Genomic DNA, 14,073 nt, shown 5'->3' with positions numbered 1-14,073 from the left:
ACCCGACAGGGTGCGGGAGAGTAGGACACCGCCGGGCAAACACATGTGAACAAGCAGGAGGGGGCGGGGAGCCCAAGGGCCCCCCGCCCCCTCCTGCTATGTGCACTTGCAATAACACTCCGCGCAGTACTCCTGCGATAATCGGAGTGCACGGACAAGCGCGTTGCCCAGTCTGGAAGGACCCTGGCGTGAATGATCGCAACGACCGTCGTGATGGAAGCGACCGGTCATCCAACTGGAACCGCGAGAGCAGCAGCGACCGCAGGGGCGCTTCCCCTGCGCGGGACAGTCGGCCGAGCGGCGGCAGGCCCGCGACCGGAGGTCGTCCCGCAGGCGCCTCACGGCAAGGCGCCCCCCGATTCGACGACAAGGACCCCCGCGGAGGATTCTCGCGCGGAGGCGGTCCCAGCGGCCAGGGGAACGATAGGCGCGGTGAAGCTTCGCGCGGTGGCGGGCCCCGAGGCGGTGCTCCGCGCGGCGACCGCGACCGGTCTGGCGGAAGCAGATCCGCAGGTGGCCAGGACCGGTCAGGGGCCCGAGGAGGGAGCACTGGACGCCCGGATCGCCCTCGCGATCCGTTTGTGCCGGCCACGGTCGATGCCGCGGAGCTCCCCATCGAGATTCGCCGCGATCTGACGGCACTGGACAAGCCATCGGCCGAGCTTGTCGCGCGCCATCTGGTCCGGGCAACACAGCTAATGGACGAAGATCCGCAACTGGCCCTGGAGCATGCGCGAGCAGCTCGGCGGCGCGCCTCCCGGATCGCTGTCGTTCGCGAGGCAGCTGGAGTCGCTGCCTACACCGTTGGCGAGTGGGCCGAGGCTCTCAACGAGCTACGGACGGCTCGTCGAATCGGAGGCAGCAACGCGCTGCTGCCGATGATGGCTGATTGCGAGCGTGGCCTCGGCCGTCCCGAGCGTGCTATCGAGCTTGCGCGCTCAGCGGAAGCGAGGTCCCTCGATCCCGACGCTGCGGTGGAGCTCATGATCGTTGTCTCGGGTGCACGAATGGATCTTGGCCAGCATGATGCTGCCGTCGTGTCGCTGCAGGGGCGCATTCTGGATACCCTTGTGGACGGCCCTTCCGCAGCTAGGCTGCGCTACGCCTACGCGGAGGCGTTGCTGGCCGCGGGGCGTGTGGATGAAGCGATCCAGTGGTTCATGAAGTCCGCGGAATCGGACAATGAGGAGACCGACGCCGAGGAACGTGCCATCGAGATCGCGGCCGAGCGCCCGATCGACGACTAGTCACCCGGAAGCGTCTACTCATGCCGGACACGCTGGGTCTCGCCCACGACGTATTGCTCCTCGACCTCGATGGCACCTTGTACACCGGCGCCACTGCGGTACCGCATGCGGTGGAGGCGCTGCGATCCGTGGGCGCTGGCGGGGGAGATCACGAGTCTCCGCGATTGCTGTATGTCACCAACAATGCGAGCCGCGCGCCCGCAGCCGTCGCGAGCCATCTCGCCGAGTTTGGGTTCTCAGCGGATCCGGCGGATGTGGTCACCAGTGCCCAGGCCGCCGCGCGGCTGATCGCTAGCCGTGTGCCTGCGGGCTCGCGCGTCCTCGTTGTGGGAACCGACGCGCTCGCAGAGCATGTGGCGCAGGCCGGGCTCGTGCCGGTGCGCGAGGCCTCCGCTCTGCCCGACGCGGTGGTCCAGGGCCATTCGCCCGATACGGACTGGCACATCCTGGCCGAGGCGGCATTGGCGATCCGCGGCGGAGCGCTGTGGGTCGCGGCCAACCGGGACACGACATTGCCCAGTGATCGAGGGCTCCTCCCCGGCAATGGCGCGATGGTCGCGGCGCTCGAGGCGGCAACGTCGCTGAGCCCTCTGGTGGCGGGCAAGCCAGGACAGGCGATCCTGCGCGATGCGCTCGACCGAGGAGATTTCCGCAGTCCGCTGGTGGTGGGGGACCGGCTCGACACCGACATCGCGGGGGCGCGGGCGCTCGGCCTGCCGAGCTTGTACGTATGGACCGGTGTTTCACAGCCGCTCGATGTACTCGCTGCTCCGCTGGACTCGCGTCCCGATCATCTCGGTGCTGACCTGCGTGCCCTCCTCGAGCCTGCCAGCGAGACACGAGCAGGCGCCCCCGCGCCCATCGAGGCGATTGCCATCGGTGGGGCAACGCTGGCAATCACTGTCTCCGAAGCGTGCATCGACCCGATCGCGGCGCTGCGCGCCGTGGCGCCCATCGCCTGGGAGCTGCTGGATCGTCTTGGTGAACCCGTTACCCTGCGACCCGAGGGGCCCGTCGCAGAATCTGTGATCCGCGAGTGGACGGCACGAGCGCGCAGCAGCGCGTGCGGGCTGGTATCGGCTAGCGTGAGTGCCAATGAATAGACCCACGCCGATCCCGGGGCCACTGCCCGGCCCGAGCAGTGCGGCCGATCCCGCCGTGGCGCCTCGTGACGTCGAGAACGAGATCCAGCAGCTACTCCAACAGATCGACGCGACCACTGCCATCGCCGGAGCTGGCCAGGCCGGCATGGACGACCAGGTCGCGCTATTCGAGCAAGCACACGCAATCCTCGTCGAGGCCCTCAGCGCCATCGACGATGTCTAGGAAGTGACTGGCAATGCCCCGAAGAGTCCGAGTGGACGCCGAACTGGTGCGCCGAGGTCTCGCCCGGTCACGCGAGCATGCGGTCGAGCTGGTGTCATCGGGCCGCGTCCAGTCCGCTGGCGCGACGATCGCCAAGCCCGCGACAGCGATCGAGCAGCACGCCCCCTTGCATATCCTCGCTGCGGGCGATGAGGAGAACTGGGCCTCGCGCGGCGCGCGGAAGCTCTTGGGCGCCCTCGAGGCATGGGAGGCATCTGGGCTGGAGGTGGAGGGTCGCCGCTGCCTCGACGCTGGGGCATCCACGGGTGGCTTCACGGATGTGCTGCTAGCCCGCGGGGCTCGCGAGGTGGTCGCCGTTGACGTCGGCTATGGGCAGCTGGTGTGGCGGTTGCAGAACGATCCCCGCGTGATCGTGCATGACCGGACCAATGTGCGCTCGCTCGATGCAGCAATGATCGGGGGGACGGTCGAGCTGATCGTCGCGGACCTGTCCTTCATCTCCCTGGAACTCGTACTACCGGCGTTCGCGGCATGCGCTGCGGACGATGCCGACCTGCTGCCAATGGTCAAGCCGCAGTTCGAGGTCGGCAAGGAGCGGCTCGGCTCGGGCGGAGTTGTTCGGGACCCAGCATTGCGGGCCGAATCCGTGGAGCGGATCGCTTTGCGGGCAGAGGCACTTGGCCTGGGAGTGCGCGGGGTAGTCGCGAGCCCGCTGCCCGGGCCGTCCGGCAACGTCGAGTACTTCCTGTGGTTGCGTAAGGGCAGCGCGGGCCAGCTCTCGCCCGAGGAGATCCGGCTCCAGGTGGAGGCGGCTGTGGCGGAGGGTCCGCGATGACGGGCACCGAGGGCTCCGGAGCCGCGGCAGGCGCTACCCGGGAGATCCTGCTCGTCGCGCATACCGGCCGCCCCGAGATCGTGCCCACCATCCAGCACGTGGCTCGCATCCTGGCGCACTATGGGATCGGACTGCGCATCCTGGCGCACGAGGCAGCGAGCACGCACGTTCCCGAGGAGGGCCTGCCCGGGTACGAGACTGTCATCGAGGCTGGCCCGGATGCTGCCAAGGGATGCGAGATGGTGCTCGTCCTCGGTGGCGACGGGTCGATGCTGCGCGCAGCGGAATTCGCGCGCAACGCCGGGATACCGGTCCTTGGCATCAACCTGGGCCATATCGGTTTCCTCGCGGAGACCGAGGCGGACCATCTCGAGGATGCGCTGGGGCAGGTGGTGCGGCGCGAGTACAACGTGGAGCACCGGATGACCCTGCACATGCGGGCATGGTCCGGGGGCCAGGTGCTCGCCGAGGGCTGGGCGTTGAACGAAGCCAGTATCGAGAAGGCGCCACGGCTCGGCGTGCTGGAGGTTGTCCTGGAGGTCGATGGCAGGCCCGTCTCGGCCTTTGGCTGCGATGGGGTGCTGGTCTCGACCCCCACCGGCTCCACCGCGTACGCATTCTCGGCTGGTGGCCCGATCGTGTGGCCGGAGCTCGAGGCGCTTCTCGTGGTGCCGAGCAATGCTCATGCATTGTTCGCGCGACCCATGGTCACGAGCCCCGATTCAGTGGTGGCCGTCGAGATCGATCCGCAGGGCCATGATGCGCTCGTGTTCTGCGACGGGCGGCGGATCACCCAGGTGCCAGCTGGTGGGCGGGTCGAGTTCCGCAAGGACGATCGGCCTGTGCTGTGGACGCGGCTGGACTCGGCCCCGTTCGCGGATCGGCTGGTGCGCAAGTTCGAGCTACCTGTGCAAGGCTGGCGCGGCCGGACTATCCGAGAGGAAGGTTGACCATGCTCGCCGAGATCCGCATCAGCAACCTCGGTGTGATCGAGACTGCCGCGGCCGAGCTGCACCCGGGCTTGACCGTGCTGACGGGCGAGACGGGCGCGGGCAAGACGATGGTGGTGACTAGCCTGCATCTCCTCGGCGGCGTGCGCGCTGATGCGAGGCGCGTCCGTGCCGGGGCGGACCGCGCTGTGGTGGAGGGTCGATTCTCCCTGGACCATGCGGGCGCGGCAACGCGCGAGGAGGTCGCGGAGATCCTCGACTCCACTGGTGCCGAGGCCGATAGCGACGAGACAGTGATCGCGGTGCGCACCGTCAGCGCGGAGGGGCGCTCCCGTGCCTATCTGGGTGGGCGCAGCGTCCCCGCGGCATCGCTGGGCCGCTTCACTGGTGCGCTGCTGACAGTCCACGGCCAGAATGATCAGTTGCGCTTGCTCAAGCCGGACCAGCAGCGTCATGCTCTCGACCGTTTCGCGGGCGACTCCGTGGCGCCGCTCCTGGAGCGCTACCGGGCAGCGCGCAAGGAATGGCGAGCTCTCGCGCGCGAGCTCGAGGAGCGGACCTCGCGCTCGCGGGAGCTGGCGCAGGAGGCCGATCGCCTGGCGTTCGGGATCAAGGAGATCGAGGAATCCGAGGCGACGCCGGGCGAGGATGTGGAGCTCGCGAGCACCATCCGGCGATTGAGCGATCTGGATTCGCTGCGCGAGACGGCAGTGACCGCGCTCGCGGCGATCATGGGGCCGGGGGAGCATGTTACCGATGCGATGGAGGGCGGCGACGCGCTGGCGCTGCTCGGCCAGGCCCGCCAGGCGCTGGAGTCCGCCGATGATCCCGCGCTGCAGGGCCTCGCAGCGCGTGCTGATGAGGCCGTGCTGCTGGTCAATGATCTGGGCGCGGAGCTGAGCGGCTACCTCTCCGATCTGCCCAGCGATCCGGGATCGCTCGATTCGATGCTGGGCCGCCAGGCAGAGCTGAAGGCCCTCACTCGCAAGTACGCGGCCGACATCGATGGCGTGCTGGCATGGGCGGACGAGGCCCGTGAGCGGCTGCAGCGCATCGATGTGTCTTCCGGTGCGCTGGAGGATCTCGCGGCCCGGTCGCGGGCCGCGGCGAAGGATGTGGCGCGCCATGCGATGGAGCTCTCGCGCGCGCGGCGCAAGGCAGCGACCGAGCTGGCCCGTGCTGTGACAGCGGAGCTTTCCTCGCTGGCGATGGGCCGGGCCTCGCTGGATATCGTTGTCGAGCAACCGTCGGCCGAACCTGGCTCGGAGGGGGCGATCGAGGTGGCTGGCGGCTGGTGCCCGGCGGGCCCGGCGGGCATCGACTCCGTCGAGTTCCGGCTGGCGGCGCACGGTGGGGCGACCCCGATGCCGCTGGCCCGCAGTGCTTCGGGCGGCGAGCTCTCCCGGGTGATGCTGGCTCTCGAGGTAGTGCTCGCCGGTGGCGACGGCACCGCGACGCTGGTGTTCGACGAGGTCGATGCTGGGGTCGGTGGACGTGCAGCGATCGAGATCGGCCGCTGCCTGGCGCGGCTCGCGCGAACCCATCAGGTGATCGTGGTGACGCATCTTCCGCAGGTCGCGGCCTATGCGGACACTCATCTGGTGGTGGATAAGCAGGACTCTGGCGACTTGGGCCTGGTGAGTGGCGTCCGATCGGTCGACGATGGTGATCGTGTGGCCGAGCTGGCGCGCATGCTCGCGGGGATGGGGGAGTCGGATACCGCGCGAGCGCACGCCGAGGAGCTGCGTGCCGCGGCGATCTCGGAGCGGGGCCGGCTCGCGGGCTGAGGCGCGTGCCGGGCAGCGGGCGCGAACCGGGATCCGTTGCGTAACTTTTTGATCTCGGCGCGCCTCCGACCGCTTGGCCGTGGAGGGGTTCATTATCGGGACATGAAGATGCCGTCACTGCTGTCGCGCAATAGCTCCACCCTGCCGGGCGTGATCGGTAGCGCCCGGGTCGATCGTGACGTCGCGAGGGCCGCGCGCCGTGCCGGCCGTGGCGATGTGGTCATCCTGAGCCAGCCGGATCTCGACGGAAAGACATGCGAGGCGTTGATCCGCGCGCAGGTCGCTGCGGTGGTCAACACTGGTTCCTCGATCTCGGCCCGCTATCCGGGCCTGGGGCCGCTGCATCTGGTCCAGGCGGGCGTGATGCTCGTCGATAGCGCTGGCACAGCGATCCTTGACGATGTCAAGGACGGGGCGAAGGTGCGCGTGCACGAGGGCGAGGTGTTCCTTGGGCAGCGCGTTGTCGGGCAGGGCATCGAGCTCACCGAGTCCGAGATCATGGATCTGCTGTCGGAGACCAAGCGCTCCCTCGCGACGCATCTCGACGAGTTCTCGGTGAACATGACGGACTTCCTGCACGAGGAGGGGCCGCTGGTCATCGAGGGCGCGGGCATTCCTGCGCTGGGCATCGATCTGCGGGACCGGCAAGTGGTGGTGGTCGACGCGAGCCCGGGTTTCGAGAAGGACCTGCGCCGGGTCCGGCCGTTCCTCAAGGAGTACCAGCCGATCCTGATCGGTGTGAACGGGGGTGCGGACGCGTTGTTCCGGTCCGGCACGAAGCCAGACCTCATCATTGGTGACCCCGACACGATGAGCGCGGAGACCTTGAAGTGCGGCGCGATGATCATCCTGCCCGCGGAGCCGGATGGCCACGCGAAGGGACTGGATCGGGTGCAGGACCTCGGGGTGGGGGCATTGACGTTCCCTGCCTCGGCGAATCCCGCCGATCTGGCGCTGCTGCTCGCGTACCACCAGGGGGCGTCGTTGATCGCGACGGTCGGGGTGAAGGGATCGCTGGAGGACTTCCTGGACCGGGATCTCGCCATGGAGTCCCCGTCGACGTTCCTGACGCGTGTCCGCGTGGGCGATCGGCTGGTGGACGGCCGGGCGCTGGCGACGTTGTACCGGAGCCGGGTCTCGGCGACGGCGATCGCGTTGTTCGTGCTCGCGCTGATGGCGGCAGCGATCGTGGTCCTGCTGATCGTCAATGGCGTGGACGACCCGATCGGGTGGGGCGTGGACCGGTGGAACACGTTCGCGCTGTGGGTGCAGGACCAGGTGCAGAACCTGCGCCAGTAGTGCCGGAGCGGGAGGACGGAGGTGGGGTGATCTCTCATCGTGGGATGGATCACCAGGGAATCGCAGTTCCGACGTGCAGGTTTCCTCATCGCGAGCAGATTGGTGTTACCGTGAAATCCCGTGGGTCAGCAGGCCCCATTCGTAGTCTGCTCGATTAGGTCACGGGAGTTTCTTTGCCATTCTCACGCCATAGCGCGAAGACCGAGACGAAGCACATCTTCGTCAGCGGCGGCGTCGCTTCATCACTCGGCAAGGGGCTCACTGCCTCAAGCCTGGGCCAGCTCCTCACGGCCCGCGGACTGCGGGTCACGATGCAGAAGCTCGACCCCTATCTCAATGTTGATCCCGGAACGATGAACCCGTTCCAGCATGGCGAGGTCTTCGTCACCGACGACGGTGCGGAGACCGATCTCGATATCGGTCACTACGAGCGGTTCCTCGATCGGGACCTGCCCGGATCGGCGAACGTCACGACTGGCCAGGTGTACTCGACGGTCATCGCCAAGGAACGCCGCGGCGAGTACCTCGGTGACACGGTGCAGGTCATCCCGCACATCACCGACGAGATCAAGAACCGCATCCTCGCGATGTCCGGCCCCGATCTGCAAGGCCATGTGCCGGATGTGGTGATCACCGAGATCGGTGGCACCGTCGGCGATATCGAGTCGCAACCATTCCTCGAGGCGGCGCGGCAGGTCCGGCATGATGTCGGGCGCGGCAACGTCTTCTTCCTCCACGTCTCGCTCGTCCCGTACCTCGCGCCGTCGGGAGAGCTGAAGACCAAGCCGACGCAGCACTCGGTGGCCGCGCTGCGCAACATCGGTATCCAGCCCGACGCGCTGATCCTGCGGGCGGACCGGGATGTGCCCGAGGCGCTCAAGCGCAAGATCGCCCTGATGTGCGATGTCGACGAGGAGGGCGTGGTGTCCACCGCGGATGCCCCGTCGATCTATGACATCCCGAAGGTGCTGCACCGCGAGGGCCTCGATGCCTATGTGGTCCGCAAGCTCGGCCTGCCCTTCCGGGACGTGGACTGGACAGTGTGGGGCGACCTGCTCGACCGCGTCCACAAGTCCCGCGAGACCGTCCGCATCGCGCTCGTCGGCAAGTACGTCGACCTCCCCGATGCGTACCTGTCGGTGACCGAGGCGCTGCGCGCGGGCGGCTTCCACCACCGTGCCAAGGTCGATATCAAGTGGGTCCCCTCCGATGAGTGCGCCTCCGATCAAGGGGCCGCCGCTGCGCTCAACGATGTCGACGGCATCCTCATCCCCGGCGGTTTCGGCATCCGTGGCATCGATGGCAAGCTCGGAGCCATTCGCTACGCCCGGTCCCGCAAGGTTCCGCTGCTCGGGCTATGCCTCGGGCTGCAGTGCGTGGTCATCGAGGCTGCCCGCTCGGTCGGCCTCGACGATGCGAACTCCTCCGAGTTCGAGCCCGAGACCCCGCACCCGGTGATCTCGACCATGGCGGACCAGCTCGACATCGTCGCTGGCCACGCGGACATGGGCGGCACGATGCGCCTCGGCGCGTACCCCGCGAAGCTCGATAAGGGATCAGTCGTCGCGCAGTCCTATGGGGCGACCGATGTCTCGGAGCGGCATCGCCACCGCTTCGAGGTCAACAACGCCTACCGGGAGCGCATCGCCAAGAGCGGCCTGCGATTCTCCGGTACCTCTCCCGATGGGAAGCTCGTCGAGTTCGTCGAGTATCCCAAGGATGTGCATCCGTTCTTCGTGGCCACCCAGGCGCATCCGGAGCTCAAGAGCCGCCCGACCCGCCCGCATCCGCTGTTCGCCGCGTTCGTCAAGGCGTCCATGCGGTACTCGGCGGGGGAGCGGCTGCCCGTGGAGATCCCCGGTTCCGACGGCAATGCCGACGAGCGCAAAGCAGGGGAGCCTCGCAAGAAGACCGGCACCCCGGCATCATGACAGGCAGCGACCGCCACGATTTCCGCACCATCGCGTCCCGCATCGCCTACGAGGGCGCCGTTGTCGCCCTGCGCGTCGATGATGTCGCCATGCCTGGGGGCAGGACCGCGAAGCGCGAGGTCGTGGAGCATTTCGGGGCGGTCGCTGTGCTCGCCCTCGATGAGGACGACAAGCTGATCCTGGTGCAGCAGTACCGGCATCCGGTGCAGGAGAGATTATGGGAACTGCCGGCAGGCTTGCTCGACGAGCCCGATGAGGATCCTGTCGACGCGGCCAGCCGGGAGCTCCGCGAGGAGACCGGCCTCGCTGCCCGCGACTGGCAGGTCCTCATCGACGTCGCGGTATCGCCGGGCATGACCGACGAGGTCACCCGCGTGTTTCTCGCGCAAGGCATCACCAAGGTCGACCGCCCCGAGCTCGAGCACGAGGAAGCAGACATGCAAGCGGAGTGGTTCAGCGTGGACGATGCGGCCCGGCAGGTGCTCGACGGCACCATCGTCAACGCCACCGCCGTCGCGGGCATCATGGCTCTGGTAGCGGCACGAGCATCCGGCTCCCCGCTGCGGCCAGCCCACGCCCCGTGGCCGCTGCGCCCCACGAGGCTCGCGCAGCGACGCTTCGTGGACGGTGACTGACCGCCGCCATGCTCGTGCACCAGGTCTCCGCATACCTCGACCACCTCGCGGTCGAGAAGGGCGCGTCACCGAACACGCTCAGCTCCTACCGGCGGGACCTCATGCGCTATGCGCGCCACCTGCAGGGCCGTCACGTCAATAACCTCGCCGACGTCGCCGAGAGCGACGTGGAGCAGTTCGTGGTGGCGCTTCGCTCCGGTGACCCGGACCAGGGGCGGCCCGCGCTCTCGTCCAGCTCGGTGGCACGGGCGCTCATCGCGGCCCGCGGGCTGCACAGGTTCGCCCTCGCCGAAGGAATCATCGCCGCGGATGTCGCGCGCGCGGTCAAGCCACCGAGCCCCAGCAAGCGGCTGCCGAAGGCGCTTCCGGTCGACGATGTGCTCGCGATCCTCGACTCGGCGGGAAGCGAGTCGGATGGCCCGCGCGGCCTGCGCGACAAGGCGCTCCTCGAGCTGCTCTACTCGTGCGGGGCACGCATCAGCGAGGCCACCAGCTTGGACATCGATGATCTCGATGTGGAATCCCGCTCGGTGCTCCTGCGCGGCAAGGGTGGCAAGGAACGGCTCGTGCCCGTTGGTCGCCCAGCCATGGAGGCACTCGAGTCCTACCTGGTGCGAGGCCGGCCCGCCCTGGTGCGCCGCTCCACCCCGGCAGTGTTCCTCAATGCCCGCGGCGGACGATTGTCCCGGCAGAGTGCCTGGCAGATCCTGCAGACCGCGGCGGGGCGGGCGGGGCTGTCAGTGACGGTTTCCCCGCACACCCTGCGGCACTCGTTCGCGACGCACCTGCTCGAGGGGGGCGCGGACGTGCGGGTGCTGCAGGAACTGCTGGGGCACGCATCGGTGACCACGACCCAGGTGTATACGGCGGTCACGGTGACGTCGCTGCGCGAGGTCTGGGCGGAGGCGCACCCTCGTGCCCGCTAGGCTCGTGTCGAACATGCTGTTCAACGGCAGCAAACGGTACCGTTAGCACATCGCAGCCATGGGAAAGCCCGCAAGCACGACGGCGCAGTGAAGGAGAACCAACCACCGTGAAGACACCGCAGCATCTCGCCGCGGAGTCCGAGCGACCAGCAAACCCCGGCGCGGGCAACTCGGAAGGCCACTTGGCCGGTACGGATGCCTCGCAGGAGGAGACGCTCGGTCCAACGGGACGCCCGGTGCGCGAGATCCCCGAGCCGCAGCCACTGCGCGGCCATGGTCCCGCCAAAGTCGTGTCGCTGTGCAACCAGAAGGGTGGCGTCGGCAAGACCACCTCCACGATCAACCTCGGCGCGGCGCTCGCCGGGTACGGGCGCCGCGTCCTGCTCGTGGACCTCGACCCGCAGGGAGCGCTCTCGGCCGGGCTCGGCGTGGCCCACCACGAGCTCGAGCAGACCGTGTACAACCTGCTCGTCGAGCCCCGTGCCTCTACCGAGGACGTCATCATGCGCACCCGCGTCGACGGCATGGACCTGCTGCCGAGCAACATCGACCTCTCGGCGGCCGAGATCCAGCTCGTCAACGAAGTTGGCCGCGAGCAGACCCTCTTCCGCGCGCTGCACCCCGTGCTCGATCGCTACGACTACGTCCTCGTCGACTGCCAGCCATCGCTGGGCCTGCTCACGGTCAACGCGCTCGCCTGCTCCGACGGCGTCATGATCCCGATGGAATGCGAGTACTTCAGCCTCCGCGGGCTCGCGCTGCTCAACGACACCGTCGCCAAGGTGCGCGAGCGGCTCAACCCGCGGCTGCAGATGGCCGGGATCCTCGTCACCATGTTCGACGCCCGCACCCTGCACGCCCGCGATGTGATGAACCGCGTCGTGGAGGTCTTCGGCGACCTCGTCTTCCACACCACCATCAATCGCACGGTGCGGTTCCCCGAGACCAGCGTCGCCGGGGAGCCGATCACGAGCTGGGCGCCGAAGTCCGCGGGCGCGATCGCCTACCGCGCCCTGGCCCGGGAACTGATCGCGGGGTTCGGTAAAGGCCGGTGACCGACCAGCCAACCAGCCCGGACCGCACCGATGATCGCGTGTTCAGCGTGCGGCTGAGCAACTTCGAAGGCCCCTTCGACCTTCTGCTGCACCTGATCAGCCAGCAGAAGCTCGATGTCACCCACGTGGCTCTCCACACGGTCACCGATGACTTCATCGCCTACACCAAGCGGCTCGGCGCGGAGCTCGGCCTCGACCAGACCACCGAGTTCCTCCTGGTCGCCGCGACGCTGCTCGACCTCAAGGCCGCGCGGCTGCTGCCCTCCGCCGACGTCGATGACGAGGAGGACCTCGCGCTGCTCGAGGCCCAGGACATCCTGTTCGCCCGGCTCCTCGAGTACCGCGCCTACCGGCAGGTCGCCGAGCTCTTCAGCGCGATGGAGGAGCAGGCCCAGTACCGCTACCCGCGCGCGGCCTCCCTCGAGGACCGCTACGTCGACCTGCTCCCCGATGTTGTCCTCGGCGTCACGCCGGAGCAGTTCGCCGAGCTCGCCGCCGCCGCGTTCCGGCCCCGCCCCGACCCCGAGGTCAGCGTCGCGCACATGCATGGCGAGCTCGTCACCGTGGCTGGCGAGGCCAGTGCCATCCTCGCGCGGTTCGCCACCGAGGGACCAGGCGCGTGGCTGACGTTCCACGAGCTCGTCGCGGATTGCGACAGCGTGCTGCGCATCGTGGTGCGGTTCCTCGGCCTGCTCGAGCTGTTCCGCGAGAAAGCCATCGACATCGACCAGGACGAGCCGCTCGGCGCGCTGCGCGTGCGCTGGACCGGCATCGAGCCAGCACTATCCGACGCAGGGGACGAGTATGGGTGACCGCGACGACCACACCGATGAGCACGAGGCCGATGCGCGCGAGGTGGAGCCCGAGCACTGGCCCGAGGAGCGCGTGGAGGCGGCGCTCGAGGCGCTCCTCCTCGTTGTTGACACCCCCGTCGCCTCGCGGGACCTCGCCAACGCCCTCGACCTGCCCGAGGACCGCGTCCGGCGCGCGCTCATCCGGCTCGCGGCAAGCTATGAGAATCGCCGCAGTGGCATTGACCTGCGGTTTGCCGGTGACGGTTGGCGCATGTACACCCGGAGCGAATACTCTTCCTATGTCGAACGACTAATCCTGGACGGCGCGCGGTCAAAACTGACCCGGGCTGCCCTCGAGACCCTCGCCGTCGTTGCCTACCGGCAGCCCGTGACGCGATCCCGCGTCAGCGCGGTCCGCGGCGTCAACGTCGACGGTGTCATACGGACACTGCTCGCCCGAGGTCTCATCGCCGAAGCCGAACCCATCCTGGACGTTCCCGGTACACACTATGTGACGACGGAACTGTTCCTCGAGCGGCTGGGCATCGCATCGCTCGACGAGCTCCCGCCGATCGCGCCGCTCCTCCCGGATGTGGACGTGATCGACGAACTGGGCGACGAGCTGAACGACGAGCTCGCCGTCCGCATAGCGAAGGCCGAGCGCCGCAGGCAAGGCGCTCGCGCCGAGCCAACCACTGAATAGGAACACAGCATGAGAACTCCCGCTCGCCGAGATGGCACACCGGACAATGGACGCGGTCGCCGCGGCCATGGCGCCCCCCGCTCGAACGACAGCCGCACCACCGAGGGCCGTACGGGCCAGGGACGTGGCGCCCCCCGCAGCAGCCAGGACCGCTCGGGCCAGGACCGGCCCCGCCAGGAACGAACCAGCCAGGATCGCAGCAGCTGGGGACGTGCGCCGCAGTCCGGCTCAGGACGGCCCTCCGAAGGACGCCCGTCCGCTGGACGCTCGTTCCCGAGCCGATCCGCTGGCGGCCAGGGTAGGCCGGAGCAGCCCCGCAGCGCCGATCGTCGAGGCAACTCGGACAATCCTCGCGGCGCTGACCGCCGTGGCAGCTCGGATTACCCCCGCGGTGCCGATCGCCGCAACGAGGGTCCGCGCAGTGGCGGATCCCGCAGCGAGGGCTTCCGTGGCGCACCCTCTCGTGAAGGCTTCCGAGGCGCAGCCCCTCGCAGCGAAGGCGCCCGTGAAGGCTTCCGCAGTGGCCCCTCCCGCAGTGGCCCCTCCCAGCGTGGTGCCGAGGCACGCGGCCCGAGGCAGGGCAAC

Annotated in this window: 13 protein-coding genes; all 13 read left to right on the top strand. The window is 68.5% G+C overall.

Annotation, left to right across the window (positions count from 1 at the left end; genetic code table 11):
* The first annotated feature begins 581 nt into the window (after positions 1-581).
* Positions 582-1,247 (top strand): tetratricopeptide repeat protein, encoded by a 666-nt coding sequence (locus FXO18_RS05630; protein WP_187774181.1) that lies wholly within the window; start codon positions 582-584, stop codon positions 1,245-1,247.
* A gap of 20 nt (positions 1,248-1,267) precedes the next feature.
* The gene (locus tag FXO18_RS05625) at positions 1,268-2,350 is read left to right on the top strand and encodes an HAD-IIA family hydrolase (RefSeq protein ID WP_149360008.1); all 1,083 of its coding nucleotides are present in this window, start codon (positions 1,268-1,270) and stop codon (positions 2,348-2,350) included.
* Positions 2,343-2,573: a hypothetical protein gene (locus tag FXO18_RS05620; protein ID WP_149360007.1), complete on the top strand. Its 231-nt coding sequence runs from the start codon at positions 2,343-2,345 to the stop codon at positions 2,571-2,573. The genes FXO18_RS05625 and FXO18_RS05620 overlap by 8 nt, the downstream gene beginning before the upstream one ends.
* A 13-nt stretch (positions 2,574-2,586) precedes the next feature.
* Positions 2,587-3,408: a TlyA family RNA methyltransferase gene (locus tag FXO18_RS05615; RefSeq protein ID WP_149360006.1), complete on the top strand. Its 822-nt coding sequence runs from the start codon at positions 2,587-2,589 to the stop codon at positions 3,406-3,408.
* Positions 3,405-4,358 (top strand): NAD kinase, encoded by a 954-nt coding sequence (locus FXO18_RS05610; protein WP_149360005.1) that lies wholly within the window; start codon positions 3,405-3,407, stop codon positions 4,356-4,358. Before FXO18_RS05615 ends, FXO18_RS05610 begins: the two co-directional genes overlap by 4 nt.
* Positions 4,359-4,360: 2 nt before the next feature.
* Positions 4,361-6,145 carry a DNA repair protein RecN gene (gene recN / locus FXO18_RS05605; RefSeq protein ID WP_149360004.1) on the top strand — a complete coding sequence of 595 codons (1,785 nt, stop codon included), beginning with the start codon at positions 4,361-4,363 and terminating at the stop codon, positions 6,143-6,145.
* A gap of 102 nt (positions 6,146-6,247) precedes the next feature.
* The gene (steA, locus tag FXO18_RS05600; protein WP_149360003.1) at positions 6,248-7,444 is read left to right on the top strand and encodes a putative cytokinetic ring protein SteA; all 1,197 of its coding nucleotides are present in this window, start codon (positions 6,248-6,250) and stop codon (positions 7,442-7,444) included.
* A 173-nt stretch (positions 7,445-7,617) separates the two neighbouring features.
* On the top strand, positions 7,618-9,375 hold the full coding sequence (locus FXO18_RS05595; RefSeq protein ID WP_149360002.1) for a CTP synthase: 1,758 nt from the start codon (positions 7,618-7,620) through the stop codon (positions 9,373-9,375).
* Entirely contained in the window at positions 9,372-10,010 is a 639-nt protein-coding gene (locus FXO18_RS05590; protein WP_149360001.1) for an NUDIX domain-containing protein, read from the top strand. The genes FXO18_RS05595 and FXO18_RS05590 overlap by 4 nt, the downstream gene beginning before the upstream one ends.
* An 8-nt stretch (positions 10,011-10,018) precedes the next feature.
* Entirely contained in the window at positions 10,019-10,936 is a 918-nt protein-coding gene (xerD, locus tag FXO18_RS05585; RefSeq protein ID WP_149360000.1) for a site-specific tyrosine recombinase XerD, read from the top strand.
* Between the two features lie 182 nt (positions 10,937-11,118).
* The gene (locus tag FXO18_RS05580) at positions 11,119-11,991 is read left to right on the top strand and encodes a ParA family protein (protein ID WP_235900498.1); all 873 of its coding nucleotides are present in this window, start codon (positions 11,119-11,121) and stop codon (positions 11,989-11,991) included.
* The gene (locus FXO18_RS05575; protein ID WP_149359998.1) at positions 11,988-12,803 is read left to right on the top strand and encodes a segregation and condensation protein A; all 816 of its coding nucleotides are present in this window, start codon (positions 11,988-11,990) and stop codon (positions 12,801-12,803) included. Before FXO18_RS05580 ends, FXO18_RS05575 begins: the two co-directional genes overlap by 4 nt.
* Positions 12,796-13,488 carry an SMC-Scp complex subunit ScpB gene (scpB, locus tag FXO18_RS05570; protein WP_149359997.1) on the top strand — a complete coding sequence of 231 codons (693 nt, stop codon included), beginning with the start codon at positions 12,796-12,798 and terminating at the stop codon, positions 13,486-13,488. Before FXO18_RS05575 ends, scpB begins: the two co-directional genes overlap by 8 nt.
* Positions 13,489-14,073 lie beyond the last annotated feature (585 nt).

This window comes from Lolliginicoccus suaedae (assembly GCF_008312885.1).
GTDB classification, from domain to species: domain Bacteria; phylum Actinomycetota; class Actinomycetes; order Mycobacteriales; family Mycobacteriaceae; genus Lolliginicoccus; species Lolliginicoccus suaedae.
The sequence above is the reverse complement of the archived record's forward strand: the minus strand, read 5'-3'. Positions and strand labels throughout refer to the sequence as shown.